The organism is Halodesulfovibrio sp. MK-HDV (assembly GCF_009914765.1).
In the GTDB taxonomy this organism is placed as follows: domain Bacteria; phylum Desulfobacterota; class Desulfovibrionia; order Desulfovibrionales; family Desulfovibrionaceae; genus Halodesulfovibrio.
The window spans coordinates 15,976-40,387 of the sequence record NZ_WYDS01000001.1 but is presented as its reverse complement, the minus strand read 5'-3'; the positions used below and the strand labels follow the sequence as shown (position 1 = coordinate 40,387).

The window sequence follows — 24,412 nt, the reverse complement described above, 5'->3', positions numbered from 1 at the left end:
TACTTCCTAACCTTATACTGCGTCAGCACCTGTTTTTAAACGCTGAATAAGTGATGGTTCCCAGTCAGAGACAGAAACCTTGCTAACTTGATCCAGCAATGTTTCGTATTCCTGACGGGCAATGGCAGAGAGTTGATGTGAGTGCATCACATCAGCAGATAACATGCGCCAATAAAATTTATCCCGTGGCTCGCGTGCAGTCGCCAACCCTTCATTCAATTGAGCCAATGCAACAGATACACCGCCTTCCTTAGCCAGTTCCAATGCATTACTACGCATTGCTTCCCAACCGCCGGAAGATTCTCCACCACTGCTTTTTTCAGAGGTAGCTGTTAACCAGTGAGCCGCGTCTACTCCTGCAAAAGGACTGCCGCCCTTAAAAGAAAGATGCAGGAGTGATGGAAGTCTGGAAACAAAGGCTCGCGCCTCTGACTGAATCGCTTCAGCCCAGTCTTCTTTACCCAGCTTACTAGCAACTCGAAAACTCAAATAATGACCATCTAACCAAAAGGGGGCAACGGTAAGGCTCTTCTCAACATTACGCCAAAGCGCAAGATCAGCACCACGCTGTAACTGATCTTCATATTCTGTCACACGGTCAACAGAAACCGGCATAAGTTGCGTTTCGCCACTACTGTCTGCATCCGGTGCTGCACCTATGGAGAACCAAATTGCAAACCGTCGTAACCGCAAACTTAACGCCTGCCCGCCGTCCAAATCAGAAAGAAGATCTGCAACCTTGAAAAAGGTCTGCCTAACAGCTTTATCGCTGCTTCTATCGATTTCCACTTTCGTAGGGCCGCCAAACGCAGGCTCTACAATGGCAGTCGACTGTCCTTCTGTAGCATTGGATTCGGAGTCCTGTCGGCTAACACCGGACAGCTTTCGCCGCACCGCAGCCTCAACACCCTCTACTCCATCTTCGGGAAGCTCAAACTTTTTTACAGCTTGTGTAAGAACAACGATGGCTTTTTCCAGCTCTTCTTTCTGATCGAAATCAAAACTGTTGCCATCCAGACTTTCAGCAGCTTTCACTGTCCGCTGTATAATCTGCCCGTAGAACTTTCTTCGAGGCAACGCACCGCGCGGCCCCGGAGCTGGATGGCATGTATCCCAATACGCATCCATAAAATCTGCCAGCACATACACAGAAAGTGTAAATCTTTCCGGTGTGGTCTGATGTTGCAGACATTGCAGGAGATACGTGAGGATTTTAACGTCCTTGGTCTTATTCTCCAGTAATGTCAGAGCACCCTTTTCAGCCTCTTCCCATTGCACATCTGCATGAGAAAGAGACCCAATCTTCATCATCTGGTTTTCAACAAAGTCTAAAAGGGTATCATCGAGCAGCCGGTCTCCAACAGGGCTTTCACCCTCTATCGCCTTTGTTATTTGTTCACGGTACTTTTTGATATCCATATTGACACCTTACCAACCGCAAATATTACGCATAGGCACAATTGCTTCGCTCAAACCACGGCTATCGAATGCAAGTTCGTCTACCTCTGTAACGTCAGAGCGAATAATTATCGGTTTTGATTCCAGCATAGCTTTCATAGCACGAATGGCAGGAATTCCGCGTCCAGGACGCAATACCAAACCGGATTCGTCACTTGTCCATTGCTGCGTGAAAGGTTCTTCACCCATAACGGTAATGAACATGCGCCCATCTTTTATCGGCTCGTCGAGGAGAATTTCAGCGCGGCTAATTTTGTCAATACAACCAAGCTGCAAAATCGGCTGCTTGCCTTTCTTTCCTTCTCTTTTCTGAGCTCGGGCCGTGAACCATATACTGGGTTCGGCATCTTCTGTTTCTTTTTTGTTAGAGCGAAACCCTTCTTCTTTCTTTCTCAGTGCTTCACTGGCCTCCGCACGCAACCATTCTTGCGGCTTCTCGTTCATTACAACTTCTTCTTTTTCCAACAGCTCATCGATCGTTGCAGGAAATACGTTGTCAAAACATGCAAGGCGGGCAAGACGGGCCTTAATCGGGACACAAAGCAACGCTGTTGTGATTTTCTCCTGATTCTCGACGGAAGCAATTACCGTATCATCAACAGGAGTCTTTTTCTGATTAACTGCGAGCACCAGCATGAGCACAAACGCCCCGCCTACAAGCCCCCAAGTCCAAATTGATTTCGTTTTCATAGTTACTGAATCTCCAACTTCCGGCATTTGTGCGCCAGCGTCCGCTTTGGTAAATTCAAGCTTACCGCTGTCTTGGTCTTGTTACCGTCGTACAGTTCTAATCGTGACTTAATTATCGCTGCTTCATAGTTGAGCAACGCTTGTCGTAGATTTTTTATTTGCGAAAACGGATGTTCTTTCTCAGTCTTAGAAGAAGAATTTTTCCCACCCCGTGTTTTCTTATGAAACGTACGTTTCCCGAAACTCATAATATCTATCTCTTCACCGGAGTTTGTCTGCGCACATGAAAATTCAATTAAGTTGCGCAACTCTCGTACGTTTCCGGGAAAATCGTACTCACGTAAAAATTTCAACGCAGCGTACCGTATGCCAGTGACTTCTGTGCCGCGGCTTTTGTTGTAAGCATCAATGAAATGCAACGTGAGTTCGGAAAGATCTTCTTTTCGTTCAGCCAAAGAAGGAAGGTCTAATGGATATTGATTAAGTCTGTAATACAGGTCAGATCGGAACTGGTTCCTTTCCACTTGTTCGCGTAGATGAACATGTGTTGCCGCTACCAGACGAAAATCTGAATGAATTTCATCTTTAGCACCAACAGGGCGGAACTTTCGAGTCTCCAGCATCCGTAGCAGCTTAGCTTGCAGCATCACGGACATGTCACCAATCTCATCAAGAAACAATGTGCCGCCATCCGCTTCTGCTAAAAGCCCTTTTTTGGCTTTGTCAGCACCGGAAAAAGCACCCCGTTCGTACCCGAACAGTTCACTTTCCAGAAGATTTTCAGGAATGGCTGCGCAGTTGATAGCGACAAAAGGCTTGTTGCTACGGGAAGACATATTATGAACTGCCTGCGCAGCAAGTTCTTTACCTGTTCCCGTCTCTCCTTGAATCAACACTGTGAGTCCGGATTGGGCTGCGGTGATTACCTGCTCTCGCACTTGCTGCATAACATCGCTATTCCCGATTAATTGAGTACGGACTCGTACTGACATTTCGCGGGCACGCTCTTCCTGACGGATACGAGCTATTGACTCGGTGAGAACTGACTCTTTATCCAACTGTCGCTCTATTCCCGAAGCCACCTGCCATTGCAAAGCAAAAAACTTGCTGAATTCCAACCAAGTTTCCGACTGCATCAGGTTGCTCAGTTCTATCGTTTTTCCCATCAGCACAACAAGAAGGTGCACTGACGGGGTATCCGGTAACAGCGGCTGAATAAGGACACTTTCCCCGTGTCCTATGTCTTTAATAAGCGTGCAGAATGCCGCGTCACTCAACCAGTACAGACGATCTTTCTCATCAAGCAATTTTGGTTCGGGGTTCTGAAGAACATGAGCAAATGGATTTTCAAAATCATCAACCGCCCATGATAGTTCATTTCCCTCGTATTGCGTAACAAGCCTTCGCCCGTCTGCACTGGGAAGCAACACACAAACAGCATGTAAGCCCAGCTCTTCGCGTAGCTCTGCTGCATATTTTTCAACGAGTTCGTCAGTGTCGCGAATAGCAGCCAGATTCACGGCTCTTGCTAACCACTGATTCATGTTCACTACTCCACTTCACCAACAAACACGCCGTCTTTAACTGTCAGACGTACCGTTTGTACTTCTTCTCTGGCAGCAAGCTTGTTCAGCAATTCGAGTGATAATGGGGGAAGAACCTGTCCTTCGATGATTGCCTCTAAAATTCGGGCACCATTTTCAGAACGGGTTGCCAGTCGCATAATTTCACTGATCAACGCATCGTCAATAAACACTTCTGCTTTGTAACGAGTGGTAAGAACATTTTCGAGACGGGCTAATTTGCCACGAATAATCTGTTCAAGCACCTCTTTACCAAGCGGCAGGTATGGCACAGTTTCCATTCGAGCAAGCAATGCAGGTTTAAAGAACCCTGCCAGCTCAGGATATAATTTTTCTTCAAGCAGATTAGGTGATTCTGCATAATCAACAATAGTCTGGAACCCTAAGTTCGACGTGAGGAAGAAGATGATGTTCTGACAATCAATGAAGCGACCTTCACCGTCTGCAAGCTCACCTTTGTCAAACGCTTGGTAGAACAAGTTCAGTACTTCCGGATGCGCTTTTTCAACTTCATCCAGCAAGACTACAGAATACGGCATCTTGCGAATTGCTTCTGTAAGTACACCACCTTCGCCGTATCCTACGTAGCCCGGAGGCGAACCGATAAGACGAGAAACGGTATGTTTTTCCTGATACTCAGACATGTTGATGGTGGTAAGAAATTGCTTGCCACCATAGAGCTGTTCTGCAATCTGCAACACGGTTTCAGTCTTACCTACACCACTCGGGCCAACCAGAAGGAATGCACCTTTGGGACGACCAGGGCGACGTAAATCAGCACGTGCAGTCAACATATGGCGATGAATACGCTCAATGGCTACATCCTGCCCTTTAATCACCTCACCAAGCATGTCCGGCAAGTTCGTGATACGGGAAAGCTCATCTGTATTCATCTGATCAACTGGTACGCCTGTCCAGTCTGCAATAACTTCTGCAATCTGCTGAGCATCTACTTCCTGATGCACCATACGATCTTTATGTGAGAGTGTTTCGAGTTCAACATACAACTCATCTAATTCTGCACGCAGCTCCAGCATTGTAGAAGAAGGAGCTTCATCATCCGGCAGGAGCATTTCCAGCTCTTCCGGTAAAATTGTACTATTCTCAGAGATCGCTGTGTCACCCACAGCTTCGTCACTTGGTGCATCAGACCCACTTGTAATGTCGGAGTTACTCACAAGGTCAAAATGGGGCTTCCGCATTGCCTGTGAGCTTCGTTCAACACTATCTGTCTCAAGAATTGCCTGACGCACCTCAATGACTTTTTCAATCAAAGCGCGCTGTTTTTCCCATGCTGCTGTTAGGGATTGCTGCTCCGCGAGGTCGGCTTGACCTGCTTGAATCAAGCCTTCTAAATGTTCTTCATCAACCGGCTGTCCAAGCAATGCCTGCCTGTTCAACATATCAACTTCCAACTGACGCTGATAACTACGAGTTTCAATTTCAGATAAACGACGAGGAGGCGCACTCAAATTAATGGCGATACGAGCACACGCCGTATCAAGCACATCAATTGCTTTATCAGGAAGCTGTCTGCCGGAAACGTACCGAGCGGACAGTTCAACAGCGGCACGAAGTGCCTCATCATTAATAAGCACTTTATGTGCCTTTTCGTATACGCCATGCAGACCGCGCATGATGTCGATGCTCTGCGGGACAGATGGCTCATCAAGCTTAATCAGCTGGAAACGACGGGATAACGCCGGATCTTTTTCGAAATATTTTTTGTACTCTTTCCATGTGGTCGCAGCTACAGTACGCAGCTCACCACGAGCCAGTGACGGTTTAAGCAAGTTAGCAGCATCACCGCCGCCTTCCTGATTACCTGCGCCAATAAGAGTGTGGGCTTCATCGATGAACAGAATGATCGGAGTAACGGAGTCTTTTACTTCATCGATAATATTCTTAAGACGTTTTTCAAACTCACCCTTAACAGCGGCTCCAGCTTGCAATCTGCCTAAATCAAGACAAAGAAGCTCTACGCCGCGCAAAGATGCCGGCACTTTTTCAGCTACAATCCGTAATGCTAAGCCTTCTACAACCGCACTTTTACCAACACCGGCATCACCAACGATAATCGGGTTGTTTTTACGACGGCGACACAGAATGTCGATCATCAGGCTAATTTCATCATCACGAGCAAGCACAGGGTCAAGTTCGTCATTACGAGCAAGTTCTGTAAAGTTAACGCAATACTTACCAAGAGCTGTTGCATCTGCATCCATGATCGGCACAGATTTCTTACCGTCTGAAACAACATCAGTTTCTGATGAATCTGCAGTCAGCTGAGCAAAATGTTTGCGCAACGCTTCGCGGTTAATCGAATCAAGAGCAGCGATAAGGCTGTATGGAAGGTAGCGGTCAGGACGCATGAGAGCAGCCAGAAAGATTGCTCCGGAACGAATTTCAGTAACATTCAATTCCGTTGAACAAAGCATCCAAGCATCCTGCAGCAGCTCAACAAGTAACGGAGAAAAAGCAGGATATGTATCGTTGCTCACTTCTCTGCTCATGCTGTCCGCAATTTTCTGCCGAATTACTTCATGCTCCAGTTCAAACTGCAAAAGAAGAATACGTAAATCTGAAAGAGGATTATCGAGCAAGGTTGTCATAAAATGCTCAATAGTCACTTCTGGATTCTGACGACTGATGGCAAGAGAAGCAGCCTGCTCAAGAGCCAACTTTGTCTGAGCATTTAACTTGCTAATTAGTGTATTTAACTCAACTCGTATCACGACCAACTCCTTACTTCAAAACCTGAGTTAACTGCTCTATTACGTTCATAGACTTTGCATGAAGCAGAACGGAATAAACGACGAAAATAGCACCCCACGCCAACACAAAACCACCGAACAAAACCCAGATAGGCATTTGCTTTTTCAACCGATATTTTGTGCTCACAACATGGTTTGTTGCATTGGTGAGATCCTGAGGTTCCTTGTCCTCAAGGCGCTGAAGCATAAGAAATAATCTGTTGATGATCTTTTCATATTCTTCGCGACCATGAGGCATAACCCTGTATCGTCCTTCAAACCCAAGATTCAGACATAAATAAATAAATTCGAGTAAATCTTTGTAGCGGGCAGGCTCGTTTTCTAAACGAGACAAGATCGTAAAGACCTTTTCGCCGCCCCATGTCTCATTATGGAATCGGGTAAGCAGTGAATGCTCTGCCCAAACGCTTTCCGCGCCCCAGCAGGTACTCATCACAGTCTCATCAAGGAATGAGCAGAAAATGTAGCGGTACGCCAAAATAACTGCATGCTCGTACCCTGCTTCCGTCAGCTCCACCTCAATGGCTTTCACTTCTCCGACAGTATGCTTATAAATTTCACCGATATCATCACAACTGGACATTCGGCGAACTCGTAATGCCATTCCGATAAGTGGTGTTGCAGCATCAATCAGCGGGTTGATATTTTCTCCGCGCAACTGAAACCAGTAGTCCTGATCTGCATCAATATTTTTCACTTCATCGAACAGCAAACTATCGTAATGCTTTTGCTGTTCTGGATTTTCTACAGACACTTCACTCATAACTAACTCCTGATAGCCCAGAACTGCAGGTCAAGGTCTGGAAAATCACCAGCGACATGCAGAGCAAAGCCACTTGAATTATTCAGCATGTTCCAAGCTTCGTTACTTTTATCAAGCTGATAGTATGTGTATCCTGCATGGTAAGGTAACTGGCGAGGAGCAACCGGCAACGGTGTGACCGGAATGCCCGGAAGCTGAAGAGAAATAAGCTCTCGAATTTTCTCCACAGAAGCCACTTTCGTTTGCTGGATAAACTGCTTACGCAATTCATCAAGCGGCATACGCGCACGTACTGCCAGAATAAAATCGGCTTTGCTGATAAGAGACGGGTCCTGCACAGGAGCAACCATGAGACCGAACTTGCGCTTTTGCAGCTGCAATGAAACAGCACGCGGTTCGAGCACAATGCTCAACGCCTGTCTGAGCATAGACATTACCGGAGCAAAAGAGCTTACCGGCATGTCGTGATTGTACCCGGGAAACTCAGGTGGCATTCTGCTTTCATCCGTAAACGTCGCGAACTCTCCACAAAATGAAGAAAGCACTTCGTACAATCGCTCTGGATGCAGACTGCGCAGTTTCGCAAGATGCTGTAACTGAGGCTGAATACGGTTCAGTGCCTGCAACAGCATAAAGTCGGAAACATCCGCAACGCCACCCTGACTAGGGGAACCAATACGTTGAGCAATATTGCGTGCTCTTTCCCGCATAAGCCCTGCCACTTCACTAATGAAGCGATGCAGCATAGCGACTGCGCACACATCCAGATGACACGGAATAAAATCCGGATCGAGATAGACGCTGCCGTCAGGTCGTTTTTCTAAAATTCTTGCGATTGCGATTGAGGCATACGCACTGCGATCTTCCTGTTCCAGCATCAACCGTAGTCGAACTGGGCTTACATCGATGACTGTTAAGTCACCTTGCGGAGTATGGATATCGCGAGATTCATGTTTTTGAACTTCGAAGCGGCTGGCACCTTTGCTTTCTGGCCACGTTAGCTCTGTAATAGAGTCACTGCGGAGAGGAATGGTCAGGTACACAATCTGGCTTGCCACATCGCTGGATGCAATTTCCAACGCTTCCGGCAGAGTATCTTCCTGAGGAATACGAAACGGTGTACCATCCGGCATAATGCCTGATGCGCTTTCAAGAGCGATACGACCGAAACTTAAATATTCAGGGTTCAACGACAGCTCAGAAATACCATAGAGATAGCGGCTTGCTGCAGTGACACGTGCATCGAGTAAATATTCGTTATAGCGTTGTTGTTGCTGAAAATGTTGAGGCTTAATAAAGAGCCCCTCGTTCCAGACAACGCGATTTCGTGCAGACATATAATTATTCCACTATGCTCAGTTTTACTTCGTCAGGTCCCAAATACACCATCAAGCGGTACAGTTTATTGATAGGCTGAACAGGGATAATCTTCTTCCACTGTACTTTGTTCGGCTCTGCATATTTGCCGAATACAGCGATAAAACGAGTATCGTCATCTATCTCAATAAACTCTGTATGCTTGAACTGTCCGGGAGCCAGAAGATAGTCAGAATCATCAACGTAACTGCTGCCGAGAGCATCGTCCTCTTCTTCAACAAGTTCGTCGTAACTGACATCTAAAAACAACGAGTCATCTTCCAGCTGGAAAATCTGCACCCCAATTGGAGTCGGTTCACCGCTGACGTTCTGGTTCACTTTTGTATCTGCAAAAACACAATACGAAATTTGTGAAGGAAGCTGCGGCAATTCGTCATCATCACCGAAAAACCAACCACAACCTGTCAGCTGAGTGAGCAGGCAGATGATAAGTATGAGTCGTAACTTCATATTATGACTCCATCTGCATTTCGCGTAATTTTTTGTCGTACGCTTGATCAAAAATTTCCCAGAAAAGCTTTTCAAACCCTTTCTGTCGTTCTGAAATAAGCTCAGCATAGTAGCTGTTGTACATGCTCCATGCCCACGCTTCCTGAGATTCACTTTCATGCAAGCTTGTACGGCGATAGCTGGTGAAACGCTTCATCAACACTTCCGGTGAAAAAGCACGGAGCACTTGAGAGAGCGCTTCCGCAGTAGCAATCTGCACAGCTTCATTATGATTCTTTACTGTGCCAAGGCTCTCTTCAATCGCGGCAGGAGCAGCAAGATGTACAAGACTGCGTTTGCCGTCATACATAGTCTTAATAGTTTCATCGTACGGAAGACCAAGACGGAGCGGGTTATCTTCAATAGGCTGAAGGTTTTTATTCATGACACCGTAACGACTGTCTTCAACCTGTTGGTGCAGATTCAAAAGCCCTTTCACAGCAGCCTGTAATGAGCACCCTATCTCTTCTGAAAGCACTTGCATGTCGGCAAGATTTTCGCTTTTACCGATGGAGACTCCCAGACCGCGAAGCATAGGACCGGCCACAAAGTGTGATGAACCAGCATCAGTGCCATACCCGTTTCCGGCAACAGCCTGTTCTATTGATTCAAGTGCACTTTCATCCATTTCACGCCCCTTTGGTGATGCCTGCTGTTGCAATGAAATGGCAGAACTTGTTTCATAATCACTATCAGCCTGCACAGTCACAGAATGACCTTGCCACTGCTGATCTTTTGCGAGAAGAAACGCAGAATCATCTTCTGCTTTCGGTTCATCCAATGAAAAATCATCTAAATCCGTGGCAAGCATTCCCTCTAATTCATCCAGCGCAGCTAATGGATCATCCACCGCGCCGCTATCATCACTTAACGTTGAATCAAACGAAGTTTGCGCAACGCCGTCTGCTAAAAGTGATGAGTTATCAGAATCATCAAAAACCTGCTTCAACGACCGAGTTTTACCAGCGAAAATTTCATCTTCATCGGCAAAATGCACTCGCATTTCGTACGGACCGATTGCAACGGTGTCGTTATCGTTCAACTGGGCATGTTTTCCCCAGCCAACAGGCATAGAAGCACCGTTTACGTAAGTTGCATCACTGGTATCAGTGATACAAAATTCGCCATCAATAACTGAAATTTTGCAATGTGAAAGGCGAACTTTCCCTTTCCTGTCACGCAGATTCCAGTCATCACCAGGACTGGCACCAATGGAGCCACCCTTAGCGTAAAATGTTTTTGTTGCGGACAACCCAGCTTCAAGCACCTGAGTATTCGTGACTACTAATGTGATACATTGTTGCTCTGACATCATATGTTCCTCTAAAGCCTAATCTGGATTCGCACGCGCCGATTCTTCGTTATGTCACCCATAAATGAAGACCAGCCTAATAACGCGCCGTACTTTTTATCGAGACAAATCGGGAACGCTTCATCCGGTTTAAGTTCAAGCTCCAAATCATACGCCATCTGTTCCCGTAAAATAAATTCAATCAGTGTACAGAGCGGTTGAAAATCTTTCCCAATAGGAAGAAAATCCCTAAACCGTTCCATTGTTAAGTCTTTCAAACAAATAACAAATTTTCCTGTGCAGTCGCGCACATAATTGCCAATAACGGTATCTTGACCCAGCTGGATGTTCTTTCTTCCAAGCAACAACCGCTGCTCTGCAGGAATAGGCACATTACGCACCTGCCATTGCAAGATGGATACATCCGGTAAATCGAAACAATGCCCTACAATACCGGAGACAACCTGTGGAGAGCGACTCCGTCCTGCAAGCATCCCCGCATACGCGAGCATTTTGCACCAGTTGATCGAAGTTCCACTTCGCATGCCCTTGTCGGCCAATCCAACCAACGCAAATAGCTGGCCTGAGAAGGCATCCGAGGCATTATCCTTAAATCGAATATAGTACCTATATTTTCGCCAGATACGGTACACCAGCGACACAAGTCGGTGGTTAAAGAAGTTGAGAAACTCCTTGCGAAGTCCCTCGTCTCCTTCTGTTAAAATTTCTTCGAGATAATATCCCGGTAGTGGTGATTGCGCCCCATTTAATCCAAGAAACGTTGTTTCCAGACGGCATGCCCCACCTTTTATTCGTTCAATCCCCTGCACATCACTAGCTGCAAACCCCAGACTGGTACTCGAACTGAACAGCAAGCGACATGTGGATTCCCACTCTTCGCTTTCTGGATCAGAACCATCCAGCTTGTGCAGCAGCTCCACAAGCTGGTAAAAGTTGTATGACCGGACATTTTCCGGCAAGGCACACACTGGGCTTGCATCTAAATCAACGGCTGCATTCCCGTCTGAGTGTCCCATGTGTAGGTCTCCTGATTATCCGAGTTGATCACCACCAATTCGTGGAATGAATTGATGCTTGCATAGAGTGCAAAGAATCGGCTGAGAATTGTACCGAACAGATACAAATCACCTTCTGACCCGAATGCAGACTGGTTAAGCGTTATTTCCGAACGCAAACCTCGAACTGGAAGCCCTCGTAAAATCTTATCCACCGGTGAAGAATTAATGGTCACAATACCATCCAGTCTATGACGGGAAATGCGCTCTGCCTGTCTATCGACCAAAGCTCGAAAGTCATACGCTTGCAAAACAGAACACAAGGCGTCTTTAGACAGCAGCGACATATAGTTCAAAGAAAGGTTGGAAATAAGTGTCCAAAGAAGACTGCCATCCAGCACTGGGCGTAAGGGTGCGGTTGGTTCTGTAATGTTGGAAAACTCAGCATAAGACGGTGAACTATCCGTGGGTACACAGATGTCCCCTTTTCCTAATTCAAGCGGAAGTTGCCTGTTTGTACACGTCAACTCCAGCGACACTGCTTCACTAAAATTCATACAGGCAGACTCATCACCACGTACGAATGACAGGTAGTGTTCAAATCCGTCGTTACGGATGCTATCTCTCACTCGTACGCGGTAATAGAGTGTGTTTCGATCCTGTGCGCGTTCAATTTCGTGCTGAAAACTCTCAAATGGCGTATAAATACGCGCCTGACCGCGAACGCGGCCTGTTTGATTTTCCTGCCATCCCCGAACCTTATCGATACTAAAGATCTCATAATGAGAAGCGAATCTGCTGGAAGGGACGATTTTATACTCAGTACTCTTACCATTCAGATCGATAGGGTCTGCATCATGCGTAAACAGGTTAATGACAGGCGTGCAATGCAGCTCAAAACTTTCATCACGCACACGAACATCTGCAGGAAGTGTTTTAGAAAAACAAAAACGTACTGTTACGTTACCAGTTGTTTCCGGCGGCAACGTTTTACCGAAGTTATGTACATCAAAGAATAAAAACGCTTCCTGGAAAGCAAGGTATTCTTGAAGGATACGGTACCCTTCGTACACGTTCTTCGGATACGGCAAAATGGAGTGAGCAGGATCAAATCCTACAGCTCTGAAATTGCTTGATGGCAATGAATACACATTGTCTCCAGCAATAATTTCAATCCGCTCTAAATAGTGGCTGAGCCACAAAAAGAGCATTTGAGCACTGTACGTTTGACCGCTTAAATAAAAGCGTAACGAATTAAAATCCACGCTCTCAGCATTGAGATCGCCCAAAATTCGTAAGTCCACATCAATATGCGAAGATTCACGAGTTGTGGTTGTTGTTACCTTCTCACGTACTATCGGGCAGATATCCAGTTCGTGACAGGTGCGGAACTGACAAGTCGTTCCGAACACAGGCACACTGTTCAATCTAGTTCCCTTCGCCACAGTCTGCCGTTCGCTGATTGCTTTTTCATCAGGAGTAAACTGTACGATACTGATGCTAGGAACAGGCCTCAGGTAGTTAGGCCAGAGCATGTTAATGATTGAATGCGTAAGCTCAGGGAACTCGTCTTCCACCTTTTCCCGTAAGCGTCCTGTTAGAAAAGCAAAGCCTTCCAACAACCGCTCAACATCAGGGTCGGTTGTACGGGCATTAAGAAAACGGGAAAGCTGAGGATACACTTCTGAAAAAGCGGCACCTTGCTCTCGCAAGAAAGCGAGTTCATCTCTGAAATATCTGTCACGCACTACTTTACTCTGTATGATCTGTTACTATCCAAGAAGAGGTCTATCTGCACTTTGTCGTGCATAGCGCCAGAACGTACTGTTGCTACAATATGAAATTTCAGCTTCAGCGGCGTTGTTGCGTCCGGTAACACTCTGATATCGATATCTTCCACCCGCGGTTCGTACCGCTCTATGCAATGACGGATTGCCCGACGAATCTGTACAGCCAAATCCTGACTACCGAGAGTTGCGTCATTAAAATCCATCAACCCGAGATCGGGTGCACTTAGCGATTCGCCCATACGGGTGTTAAGAAGCTGTGCGATATTTCGCTTTACGGAATCGACCACATCAACGGGGTCGGGACATTGCGTCACCGACCGAGTTGATGCATCTGCTTCTAGTCGTTCAAAGAAGCTTCCGTAAGAATTGTTCTTAGCTCGAAGATGAGACATTGCTATGCCTGATCGAGTCGGCCTACCAAGGACAATTCAAAATTCGCACCCATATATTTGAAGTGAGGACGTACTGCGAGAGAAACCTGATACCAGCCTGGATCGCCTTCGATATCGGAAACTTCGATTTTTGCAGCGCGAAGCGGACGACGGCTACGTACATCAGAAGGTGGGTTTTCCTGATCAGCAACATACTGACGAATCCATGTATTAAGATCGCGCTCAAGATCCTGGCGTTCTTTCCATGAACCAATCTGTTCGCGCTGGAGCACTTTAATGTAGTGCGCAAGGCGGTTGATGATCATCATGTATGGAAGCTGAGTACCAAGCTTGTAGTTAGTTTCTGCTTCCTTACCTTCTTTGGTATTCTGAAACACTTTTGGTTTCTGAATAGAGTTAGCAGAGAAAAATGCTGCGTTGTCGCTGCCTTTTCTCATGGTAAGGGAAATGAAACCTTCTTCTGCAAGTTCAAATTCTTTACGGTCAGTAATAAGAACTTCAGTTGGAATTTTTGCCTGAAGGGAACCAAGTGCTTCATATACATGCACTGGCAAATCTTCCACAGCACCACCGCTCTGAGGGCCGATAATATTCGGGCACCAGCGGAATTTTGCAAAGCTGTCTGTAAGACGAGATGCCATTGCAAATGCAGTGTTACCCCAAAGGTAGCTCTCGTGAGAGTCGCTAACGGTTTCGCGGTAATTGAATGATTTGATAGGGTTCTCGACTGGATCGTAAGGAACGCGCAGCAAAAAGCGTGGCGCAGTAAGACCAAGGTAGCGGGAATCTTCAGACTCACGCAGGGAACGCCATTTGGTGTAACGTGGGCTTTCAAAGATTGTATTAAGATCTTTCAAGTTCGGTAATTCTTCATAAGAGTCGATACCGAAGAAGTCCGGAGCAACGCTGGAGATAAACGGCGCGTGAGCCATAGCACCAACAGCAGCTACGTACTGAAGAAGCTTCATATCCGGTGTGCTTGGAGAGAACGAGTAGTTACCAATCATTGCACCGATTGGTTCACCACCGAACTGACCGTAACCGGAAGAGTATACGTGCTTGTATAAACCAGACTGCACGGTTTCCGGTGCAAATTCGAAGTCATCAAGCAACTCTTTCTTAGTAACATGAAGCAATTCAAGCTTAATGTTCTCACGAAAGTCAGTTCTATCAACTAAAAGTTTAAGCCCACGCCATGAAGATTCCATCTCCTGCACGCTGGCTTCGTGAAGAATTGCATCCATCTGCGAGCTGATCTTTTTATCAAGCTCAACAAGCATCTGGTCTACGAGAGTTTTGTTTACCGGCTCTTCTGTCTTATTAGTACCGATAAGGTTTTCAATAAATGCTGCTACACCTTTTTTAGCAACATCATAGCCTTCTTCGTTCGGCGCCATTTTGGTCTGCGCCATAATTTCATCGAGAAGGCCTACCGGTGCAGCATTCTCTACTGCAGCAGTTTGTACTTGAGCGGACATAGAATAATCCTCTTCGCACTGATCTTCTTACAGTACGGGCTACTTGTCTTTCTTAGGAGCAGGCTCAGCTTTCGGAGCAGGTTCAGCTTCAGAAGCTGCTTCATCACCACCACCAACCAACTGCAATTCAGCCAGCAATTTCTCGCGAGATTCCTGCGAGGAGAGCAAGTCTTGCATTCTGGTACGGAAGGCAGGGATGTTTCCGAGTGGGCCTTTCAAAGCGACAAGCGCTTCACGTAATTCAATCAACTGCTTCAGCTCTGGAACCTGATTTGCGATTGAATCAGGTGTAAAATCGCTTAATGAGCGGAAAGATAGATTAACTGGTAAGTCCACGCCTTCTTCATCAACCATCAAGTTAGGCACTGATGCACTTAAAGAGAGGTCACTTTCAGCCATTACGGAAGAAAATGTGTTCTTATCTACAGATACGGTCTGTCTTTCTTCAATAGGAGTATCTTCAGGATGCCCCTTAAAGTCGCCCATAATAACCATTTTCAATGGTAATTCGACTTCTTCTTGTTGGTCGCCAGTGGCGGGAACGTATTTAATATTTATTCGCTCTTTCGGAGCTACACTTCCCTCTTTAGCCATATTAAGTTCTCCATCGACATAGTGTTGTGATTGAAAGATGCATTTGCACCTTTAAATTTACAACATGTTGTTATTAAACGATCATCATCGTAAAAACCAAATACCAAACTGCAATAAGTACGTATAAACAGTATGGCTCATTAGACAACAAAGAACTAATGCTCACCATGTCAAAAAATGAATTGTTGTAATTACGATGTACAATCTAAATTTCTATTGCATGAGACATATAAAAAGTTACAACACCGATTTGAAATATTTCACTTGGTTCTGTGCTACAGGAAAATGAATCTTACTTTTTCAAAAAAATTCAATTCCTATTTTATGCACCAAAAAAACACCCACATCGATATTTAAACTTCTATATCGAAGCAACAACTGCCCTCTACATTTAAAAAAATCAAACATCAATAGAAACTTCGATAAATCTTTAATTTTTTTTCAGAAAACCTATTCGGAAAACCGTTTTTTTTAATGCTTTTTTAATGAAAAATTCAGTTCTAATCCAAACCATCAAACAATACTTAAACAGCCGAATAATATGGACATTAGTCAGGTAAAAAACTTCTCTCATTGTCATATAAAATCTAAGAAATTGTAAATCAGCGATTCTATTCTATAAAAACAAAAAAGCAGGCAACTTCTTGCTCAATGAGCAAAAAGTTGCCTGCTTTTAAGCAAGAACTTGCTGACTACCTGTTTTCAGTTTTATAAAACGTAAAACAACATCAATATATACCTTGGCACGTTATTTGATAGTAATCTGATGCTGTTGAAAGTTGCTGAAAAAGAAAACGATGCGCGAGATTGCAACGCCGCGATAAAAGAAAATTTAAGACAACACTCGCTCATTGCCACTCAACACATAGACGTATTAAAAAAACAAGATTACATGCACAATTTTCGACCTGCTTTATTCCTCATCCGTGCGGAGTAAAATCAATATTACTCAAATATACCCTTCAGTAACAATTCTATTGCTCTGTTTATTCTTTCCCAACCGTCTTCTTTTTCAATATCAAGCCCGCCAACACTACCCGTTATTCGTGATTTAATAAGAAGATGAGTTACGGCTCCACTCATAATAGCGACAATTGCGGTCAAATTTTCATCATCAGGAATATCCTCAAGATATTCAAAATACTGTAGAACAGTTCTTATCCTGATATCTTCAAGCTGCTTTGTAAGTTCATTTCTTTCAAGAACTTCCCACGCAAGAATATCTAATGTCACAGGGCGATTTCGGAGCGCCACAACAAATGATTTAAAAAATTCTGCGATTTGTCTGTCGGGTGAAAACGCTTTTATTCTTTCAGGTTCGGAGCCAAGTAGTTCCTTTGCTGTTGGCCAAAAATCACAGGTATTACTGTATTCGAGCACTAGGTTTGGGAGTCCATCAAAATATCTATAAACCAACACCTTATCCACACCAGCTTCTCTTGCAACCTTATTTACCCCGAGACCTTTAAATCCATCTCTCGCAAGAACTTTGCCAACGGAACTGACTAACTTTTCTTTAGTCTGCTCCTTGCGTCCTGTTGGTTTGGCTGGTTTATTCATTTCCCCTCCACCTTATTTTCAAAAAGTAATTCTTCTAAAATGTCACTTGCATCGCGGACAACACCTTCACATATCCCAGTAGTTCTTAATCTGTTCATATCTTCAGGATTATCAGGATTTATATCATTCATCCCAAGAATCTTGCGACACTCTATGGTTCCTCTTCTTTTTTCAAAACGCTGAGAAAACTCCTTAACAAGTTGAAAACAAAAATTCCTTGAACCTTGGTCTTTTGAAACACCCGCTCCATGTCTCAAACCAATTACCATAAAAGCCCCAGAAACAGCCCCGCACGTTAAAGCCTGAGCCATTCCTCCCGCAAAGCCGCTTGATATTTTCAAGACAACATCTTTAGAAAGACCAAATTCTTCTGCATATGGTGCAATAACGGCCTCTGAACACATCAATCCATCATTAAGGTAAGCAATAGCTTTTTCTGTTCGAGTTTTAGGCATTCTCGGCTCCTCACAGTCTGCAATTAATACCAACAATGGTGCCCGCAATATGAAGTGTGTCGCAAAAGTCACCACTGGTGACAAATATTGCAAACCTCGAAAGTCATGTCAATAATTTACGACTCTGCCGAGCAAAGACATTCGTGACATCTCAGGATATTCGACTTTTTAGTGTTTAGAACAATCTTGCAGAAAAAATTAGCATCATCGCATTTGGTGAGTGCGCTACAAAAAAAAAGACCGGACATAGTCCGATCTTTCTCGTTGTGTCGTAGGGATTAGCGCTGCACCCTAAAGGCTATTTTCTTTTCTGTAGGCAACCAAGTCTTCGATGGTAAGCATTGGCATCTCATATTTTTTTGAGATTTCAACAAGCTCTGGCATACGAGCCATAGTACCATCTGGATTTGTTACTTCACAAAGCACACCACAATTTCCAAGACCGGAAAGGCGCATAAGGTCAACAGTAGCTTCTGTATGACCACGACGTTCTAAAACGCCACCTTCACGGGCACGAAGCGGAAATACGTGACCTGGGCTATTAAGGACCGAAGAATCAGCGCTACCACAGGATGCTGCTTTAACGGTGCGAACACGGTCTGCTGCAGAAACACCGGTGGTTACGCCTTCAGCGGCTTCAATAGATACTGTAAATGCAGTCTGGAACTGGCTGTGGTTTTCATCAACCATCATTGGTAAATCAAGTTGCTTAATTTTATCATCAGTCATGCAGAGACAAACAATGCCGCTACATTCACGAATGAGTAAAGCCATCTGTACAGATGTAAGGTGTTCTGAAGAAAAGATCATATCACCTTCGTTCTCACGATCTTCATCGTCAGTAACAATAACACCAGATCCCTGCTGCAAAGCAGCAAGAGCTCTTTTTACACGTTCCTCTGAGGTACCAAACTGATCAAGTAATGACTGATTCATTGAATTCTCCAAAAAGTTTAAGAATCGCAAGAATCAGGGCAAGTAAAAAGCAGTGCAAAAGAATAGAGCAGCATATATACGCTGCCAAAAAAGGAATGCAAGCTGCATTTAATCTCTTTCATCCGGACTCTAACCGTCGGCTCTGGAATCACACCAGATCTGCTGACCTTCGTACAACGAAGCGCTCGCGGGCTTTCCTAATGAGGATTACCGCCGGTAGGGAATTACACCCTGCCCTGAGAATAAATTCGCGTTAAGAAAATTGCTATATGGTTCCTGTCGTTGTGTCAACATGACCGGAACCATTTTTATTATATTTTATGCAACCTCACCGCCGCTGATGACGGTAAATGTGCAACTATTGTCTTTTTTTGTGTACTCAACAATTCGATTTCGCCCGAGATCTTTTGCTTCGTAAAGAGCAGAATCTGCGGCATCCAACATAAGGGCAGCTAAATTTTCCAACTCAAAATCACGTGAATATGCAAAACCGCACGAAACGGTCATCTGTACGTTACGCTTAATGATACGCCCTTGATTGTCCCGAATAACAAAGTCATAGGTTTCAAGGCGTGCTCTAATAGATTGTGCTATTTCGATAACATCTGACGCTGCGTCACCAAACAACAAAATAGCAAACTCATCGCCGCCGAATCTACAGCAGCAGATATCTTCATCATCATGACGCCTATGTGCGACTTCCTGCATAATTTGCGAAAAAGTCTGCAATGCCTGATCACCGATACGATGACCAAAACGGTCATTAAAATTCTTCAAGTTGTCAATATCCAACAAAAGCAGGCAAAGCGGCGTATTATTGCTTTCCCATGCACTAATGCCCCCTTTCAAGCTTTCATCAAAAGCACGGCGATTAAAGAGCCCTGTAAGACCATCTGTCTTGCATATATGATCAAGGCGCTCTGCATCCTCTTTCATAACAGAGATAACTTCCTGAAAAGTGCTTCTCAGTTGAGCAACAATATCCTCGGGATCTGCTCCACTGCGAACCGCTTCAACACTCTGTTCTTCCAAGCCTTCGACAGCACCTTTGTGAGTGTACACATTACGCCGAAAATCGTCGGCCAAATCGGCAGACTCTTTTAACGCTTCTTCTAGTTTTTTTGCATAAGAACTCGCTAAAATAGCTTGATATTCCCGCAAGACAGAGCAATAGTTTTCCTCTGAAAAATCTGCATTCTCAAGAGTTTTGATTAACAAATCTGCAACAGATTTCTTTTGTGCTTGAGAATAGTATGAATATTTCTGGGTGCTGCGCAGACATGAAAGCAGTGAACGCCAACGATCATCGCGTGGAACGCCCAAGCGCTCAAACAGATCACAATATTTATGACCCACTTCGAAACGGCAAATTCTTTCTGAAGGGTTATCAGAATGCAACATCGCCCCCTTACAAATACAGTTCAGCAATTTTTTTCTTATAATAAAAAGTATGGCACTCTATACGACTTTTATTTGTCTAAAATATCTGTATCTAGAGGCCATAGCTTACAAATTCGTGCTGGTGCATAGCCATTATAAAGTGCATCAACAGCAGACATAAAATGAACTTTGTTCTTAGTTGCAATGTCTTTAACAACTTTGCAATCCAATGCAAAGAAACGTTTACTGCGTCTATTACCAACAACGTTCCCAGCACTTTCAAAGTAAGTAATTACTTTATCCCACATTCCTGCTCTTGCATTCATGGCCTTTTTCTGCATTTCTCCAAGTTTATCTATATATGACCGATGTTTTACACCATGAGGATACACAAAAGCCAAGCCTTTTTGAACAAGTAAGGCTCCTACGTCTCGACCGTCACGCAACGTAACGATTGCGACTAATCTTTTATATCTATCTTTAGCAGTAATTCTTTGTAACGTAACGTTCTGTCCCAAAACTGTATCAACTATAAATTTTTTAGCTTTAATTGAAAAGTACTGTTGCTTTCTTTTTTTATATTCCATTTCCGGAGTATCTATAAAAGCTATTCGTACCTTTCTTCCATCTTTAAGGATTACAGTGTCACCATCAATAACTGTAGCTACAGTGTGAACTGTATCGGCAAAAGACGTTAAAACTGTAACACAAATCAAACATAGAATTGCTAAAAGGCATATTGTCCGATTTATCATGAGAACTCCAATAAAAAGCTCAAAAAAAAAGGCGGCTTCAGTTGAAGCCGCCTTTTTTCTAGTTTTCGTAGTAAGACTTAAGAGTCTGACTTCGAACCGGATGGCGTAGTTTTCGAAGCGCCTTTGCTTCGATCTGTCGAATACGTTCACGAGTAACGTTAAACAACTTACCAACCTCTTCGAGGGTGTGGTCGGATTTTTCACCGATACCAAAACGCTTACGCAACACCTGTTCCTCACGAGGAGTAAGGTCTGCGAGAACGCCCGCAATCTGCTCACCAAGTTTAGTGTTTACCACTTCTTCAGCTGGAGCAACTGCTTTTTTATCTTCAATGAAATCACCGAGGCTAGAATCTTCTTCATCGCCAATCGGAGTTTCAAGAGAAATAGGTTCTTTTGCAATCTTCAGGACTTTCTTCACTTTATCGATCGGATAGTCCATGCGTTCTGCAATTTCCTCAGGTGTTGGATCACGTCCAAGCTCCTGAACAAGGTAACGAGAAGTTCTGATCAATTTGTTAATAGTCTCTATCATGTGCACTGGAATACGGATAGTACGAGCCTGATCCGCGATAGCGCGAGTAATGGCCTGACGAATCCACCAGGTTGCATAGGTAGAAAACTTGTAACCACGCTGATATTCGAACTTATCAACAGCCTTCATAAGACCGATGTTACCTTCCTGAATAAGATCAAGGAACTGTAAACCACGGTTTGTGTATTTTTTTGCAATACTTACAACAAGACGCAAGTTGGAGCGGATAAGCTCCTGCTTTGCGCGCATTGCTGCAGTGTTACCATATTTAATACGCCAAAGAACTTCTTCAAGATCTGTAACGTTATGACAACATTTTTCTTGCAAGCGCTTCAAAATTTCGATCTTACCGAGAATCATTTCCTTAAAGGAGAATAACTCATCTACAGTAAGTCCGAGTTCATCCGCTGCAACAACTGGATTCACTTCACGATCATCAAGTTGTTTAAACAAAATCTGAATTTCAGACTGTGTTTTACCGGTTGAAAGAATATATGCAGAAAGATCACGCTGACAGTTATGCATCTGTCGCACGTAGTCTTCAACAGTCTCAATAACACGGTCGATAAGAGTTTTTTCCAGTTTAATATCGCGAAGACGAATTACAACATCTTCTTTGTACTGAATAATCTCTTTTTGCAAACCGTATACTCTACGATCTAGAGTACAACAATCATCGAGCTTGTCGTAAATCTTTCTTTTCTTTTTGTAGATGTTACGAATCTCGTCCAGAAGCTTGATAACGCGTTCACGCTGGTTAAGTTCGTCTTCGCTAGGATCATCTTCTTCGATGGTCTTAACAACGTCCTTCAGCTTAACACGGTTCTCTCTAAGGTCTTCACCAACACTTACGAGCTCTTCAACAGCCACAGGCACTTCTACAAGTGCATATAATACATCCTGCTCACCAATTTCGATCTTCTTAGCGATAACTACTTCGCCATCTCGATCGAGTAACGGTACTGCGCCCATTTCTCGCAAATACATTCGCACAGGGTCTGTGCTACGTGATGCGTAATCGGTAGTTTCTTCTTCTTCGTTAAATTCAATAACGGTTTCAGAAGGCAGGTCGTCATCGTTGTCAGCATCGGCAACGGGAACTTCATCCTTGGCTTTGTCGTTGTCAACAATAGCAATATTCAACTGATCAAAAATCCCGATGATCTCTTCAACCTGTTCGGGAGTATTCACTTCAGCCGGTAACGCTTTGTTGACCTCTTCAAAGGTCAGGAACCCGTTAACCTTGCCCTTCGCAATCAAGGACTTGATTTGCTGGATGTCCTTAATATTCCCCATTGGACCTCCCCAAGGATTCTTTTAAGGCCAGAAGAAAATCCATCTCTGCATCCTGTTCGCCCCCCTCTGTAATGTGCCGCATTGCGGCGACTAGGGATTGCCCTTGCTGTTGGCGGCGAGTTCTTTCCAGGAACATACAGACATCGTTCAATTCTTCCTGTTCTTTTTGCATCGCAGCCGTATCTACAATACGGTGCTTAATCCAAAATACTTTTTCTTTACCTTCAAGGTACTCAGCGGCATCATTGCCGTAAGCAGAAATTTTGTTCCAGAGCGACTCAGCCCATGAGGACTGTAAAAGTTCTATCCCTCCATATTGTTCCAACGTGGACACATGGTGAGGGTAACGTACTACAAACTGCAACACTCGCTCTTCTAATGAAGCAGCTAACACAGGACGCGGAGCAGAAACCTGCAAAACATCCTGTTTTTTCTTCCAACCACCGGACTTATCCCGTTTCCCTCGCTGTTGAAAGGAGGAGCGCGGTTTAGTCTGAGCGGCTTTTTTGGGAGCAACAGTCTGACGTAATTCCTTTTCATCCAGACCCAGTCCGGATGCGATTCGAGACACGTAAAATGAACAGAGTTCAGGCTGTTCCATGCTGCTTAAAAAACGGGTAGTCCAATCCATTACATCGCGCGGTGCGTACATGCTAACTGTTGCAGTGCAATAGGATAGTCCATCAGGAGATTGGGCAAGAAGCTTTTCAAACGCCTCAACGCCCCGCTCATGTAAAAAGCTGTCAATGTCTTCACCGTCCGGTAAAAGAACAACTCGACACTTCATACCTTTGGTCAGAATCATCTCACAACTTTTTAATGCAGCCTTGCGCCCTGCTTCATCACCATCAAAGATGAGATCAACAGAAGAACAAAAGCCGCCAAGTCGTTTGACTTGATCCGGAGTAAGAGCTGTACCGAGCACCCCACAGGCATTTTCAAAACCAAACTGATGTAGTGTTAATACATCCATATACCCTTCGGTTAAAAAGGCACTTTTGGTAGCGGAAATAGCTCTACGTGCTTGAAAAAGTCCGTAGAGATGCTCACCTTTTTTATAGATTACAGAATCGCTACTGTTGATATACTTCGCTTGATCACTTTTTCCAATGATTCTACCGCCAAAAGCGATAACTTGTCCGGAAAGGTTCTTGATCGGGAATATAAATCTGCCACGAAAGCGGTCATACATACGACCACGATCATTGCGTGACAAAAGACCAGCCTCAGCAGCCTGCTTTTGTGTCACTCCCTTCGCAACCAATGCGTCAGAAAGGGATTGCCACGAATCAGGAGCCCAGCCCAGTTCAAAGCTCTCTACAATCTCAGGCGTAAGTTTACGCCCTTTAATATAGTCTCTGCATTCCCGTGCATCATGTTTTGAAAGATTTTGTCGAAAGTGATTTTTTGCAACGTCATACATTGTATAACATTGTTTTTTAAAATCACGCTCTTCTTTCGCACGCGGGTCTGCTTTATATTCAGTAAGTTGAACTCCGGTTTCTTCTGCAAGTTGCTGCAGACCTTCTCGAAATTCTAAACCATTAACTTTGCAAAAAAAGTCAATAACATCGCCTGCAGCCTGACAACCAAAGCAGTAGTAAAAACCTTCATCTTCATTGATAGAAAATGATGGCGTCTTCTCTTGATGAAAAGGACAAAGCCCCATCCATCTGCCTCCGGCATGACGCAACTCCATGTAGCGCCTTGCAACGTCAGCAATATTCAGACGAGCTTTAATTTCTTTTACAGCAGAAAAACCGCTATTTGTCATGGCTGATCCAGAATCGTTACGATACC

Annotated in this window: 20 protein-coding genes and 1 riboswitch; all 20 genes read right to left on the bottom strand. The window is 44.4% G+C overall.

Annotation, left to right across the window (positions count from 1 at the left end; genetic code table 11):
- Positions 1–12: 12 nt before the first annotated feature.
- Positions 13–1,419, bottom strand: a complete 1,407-nt coding sequence (gene tssA, locus MKHDV_RS00190) for a type VI secretion system protein TssA (RefSeq protein WP_160711048.1) — start codon at positions 1,417–1,419, stop codon at positions 13–15.
- Positions 1,420–1,428: 9 nt separating this feature from the next.
- Entirely contained in the window at positions 1,429–2,148 is a 720-nt protein-coding gene (vasI, locus tag MKHDV_RS00185; protein ID WP_160711046.1) for a type VI secretion system-associated protein VasI, read from the bottom strand.
- 2 nt (positions 2,149–2,150) lie between these two features.
- On the bottom strand, positions 2,151–3,692 hold the full coding sequence (locus tag MKHDV_RS00180; protein WP_160711044.1) for a sigma-54-dependent Fis family transcriptional regulator: 1,542 nt from the start codon (positions 3,690–3,692) through the stop codon (positions 2,151–2,153).
- Positions 3,693–3,697: 5 nt separating this feature from the next.
- Positions 3,698–6,466 (bottom strand): type VI secretion system ATPase TssH, encoded by a 2,769-nt coding sequence (tssH, locus tag MKHDV_RS00175; RefSeq protein WP_160711042.1) that lies wholly within the window; start codon positions 6,464–6,466, stop codon positions 3,698–3,700.
- A 10-nt stretch (positions 6,467–6,476) separates the two neighbouring features.
- Positions 6,477–7,268: a type IVB secretion system protein IcmH/DotU gene (icmH, locus tag MKHDV_RS00170; RefSeq protein ID WP_160711040.1), complete on the bottom strand. Its 792-nt coding sequence runs from the start codon at positions 7,266–7,268 to the stop codon at positions 6,477–6,479.
- 2 nt (positions 7,269–7,270) lie between these two features.
- Positions 7,271–8,605 (bottom strand): type VI secretion system baseplate subunit TssK, encoded by a 1,335-nt coding sequence (gene tssK / locus MKHDV_RS00165; RefSeq protein WP_160711038.1) that lies wholly within the window; start codon positions 8,603–8,605, stop codon positions 7,271–7,273.
- 4 nt (positions 8,606–8,609) lie between these two features.
- Positions 8,610–9,095 carry a type VI secretion system lipoprotein TssJ gene (gene tssJ, locus MKHDV_RS00160; protein WP_160711036.1) on the bottom strand — a complete coding sequence of 162 codons (486 nt, stop codon included), beginning with the start codon at positions 9,093–9,095 and terminating at the stop codon, positions 8,610–8,612.
- A gap of 1 nt (position 9,096) precedes the next feature.
- Entirely contained in the window at positions 9,097–10,446 is a 1,350-nt protein-coding gene (tagH, locus tag MKHDV_RS00155) for a type VI secretion system-associated FHA domain protein TagH (RefSeq protein WP_160711034.1), read from the bottom strand.
- A gap of 11 nt (positions 10,447–10,457) precedes the next feature.
- A complete protein-coding gene (tssG, locus tag MKHDV_RS00150; protein WP_160711032.1) occupies positions 10,458–11,462 on the bottom strand; it encodes a type VI secretion system baseplate subunit TssG in 1,005 nt (334 codons plus the stop codon).
- Positions 11,426–13,189 carry a type VI secretion system baseplate subunit TssF gene (gene tssF, locus MKHDV_RS00145; RefSeq protein WP_216846822.1) on the bottom strand — a complete coding sequence of 588 codons (1,764 nt, stop codon included), beginning with the start codon at positions 13,187–13,189 and terminating at the stop codon, positions 11,426–11,428. The genes tssG and tssF overlap by 37 nt, the downstream gene beginning before the upstream one ends.
- Positions 13,189–13,623 (bottom strand): type VI secretion system baseplate subunit TssE, encoded by a 435-nt coding sequence (gene tssE / locus MKHDV_RS00140; RefSeq protein WP_160711030.1) that lies wholly within the window; start codon positions 13,621–13,623, stop codon positions 13,189–13,191. The genes tssF and tssE overlap by 1 nt, the downstream gene beginning before the upstream one ends.
- Positions 13,624–13,625: 2 nt before the next feature.
- A complete protein-coding gene (gene tssC / locus MKHDV_RS00135) occupies positions 13,626–15,101 on the bottom strand; it encodes a type VI secretion system contractile sheath large subunit (RefSeq protein ID WP_160711028.1) in 1,476 nt (491 codons plus the stop codon).
- A gap of 39 nt (positions 15,102–15,140) precedes the next feature.
- Positions 15,141–15,695, bottom strand: a complete 555-nt coding sequence (gene tssB, locus MKHDV_RS00130) for a type VI secretion system contractile sheath small subunit (protein ID WP_160711026.1) — start codon at positions 15,693–15,695, stop codon at positions 15,141–15,143.
- Between the two features lie 945 nt (positions 15,696–16,640).
- On the bottom strand, positions 16,641–17,255 hold the full coding sequence (locus MKHDV_RS00125) for a TetR/AcrR family transcriptional regulator (RefSeq protein ID WP_160711015.1): 615 nt from the start codon (positions 17,253–17,255) through the stop codon (positions 16,641–16,643).
- Entirely contained in the window at positions 17,252–17,710 is a 459-nt protein-coding gene (locus tag MKHDV_RS00120) for a C-GCAxxG-C-C family protein (RefSeq protein WP_160711013.1), read from the bottom strand. Before MKHDV_RS00120 ends, MKHDV_RS00125 begins: the two co-directional genes overlap by 4 nt.
- A 291-nt stretch (positions 17,711–18,001) precedes the next feature.
- On the bottom strand, positions 18,002–18,646 hold the full coding sequence (gene ribB, locus MKHDV_RS00115) for a 3,4-dihydroxy-2-butanone-4-phosphate synthase (RefSeq protein ID WP_160711011.1): 645 nt from the start codon (positions 18,644–18,646) through the stop codon (positions 18,002–18,004).
- 106 nt (positions 18,647–18,752) lie between these two features.
- Positions 18,753–18,894, bottom strand: a riboswitch (FMN riboswitch).
- Positions 18,895–18,964: 70 nt separating this feature from the next.
- Positions 18,965–20,047, bottom strand: a complete 1,083-nt coding sequence (locus MKHDV_RS00110; protein WP_160711009.1) for a GGDEF domain-containing protein — start codon at positions 20,045–20,047, stop codon at positions 18,965–18,967.
- Between the two features lie 68 nt (positions 20,048–20,115).
- A complete protein-coding gene (locus tag MKHDV_RS00105; protein WP_160711007.1) occupies positions 20,116–20,781 on the bottom strand; it encodes a thermonuclease family protein in 666 nt (221 codons plus the stop codon).
- A 58-nt stretch (positions 20,782–20,839) separates the two neighbouring features.
- On the bottom strand, positions 20,840–22,612 hold the full coding sequence (rpoD, locus tag MKHDV_RS00100; RefSeq protein WP_160710993.1) for an RNA polymerase sigma factor RpoD: 1,773 nt from the start codon (positions 22,610–22,612) through the stop codon (positions 20,840–20,842).
- Positions 22,599–24,386 (bottom strand): DNA primase, encoded by a 1,788-nt coding sequence (gene dnaG, locus MKHDV_RS00095; RefSeq protein WP_160710991.1) that lies wholly within the window; start codon positions 24,384–24,386, stop codon positions 22,599–22,601. The genes rpoD and dnaG overlap by 14 nt, the downstream gene beginning before the upstream one ends.
- Positions 24,387–24,412: the final 26 nt, after the last annotated feature.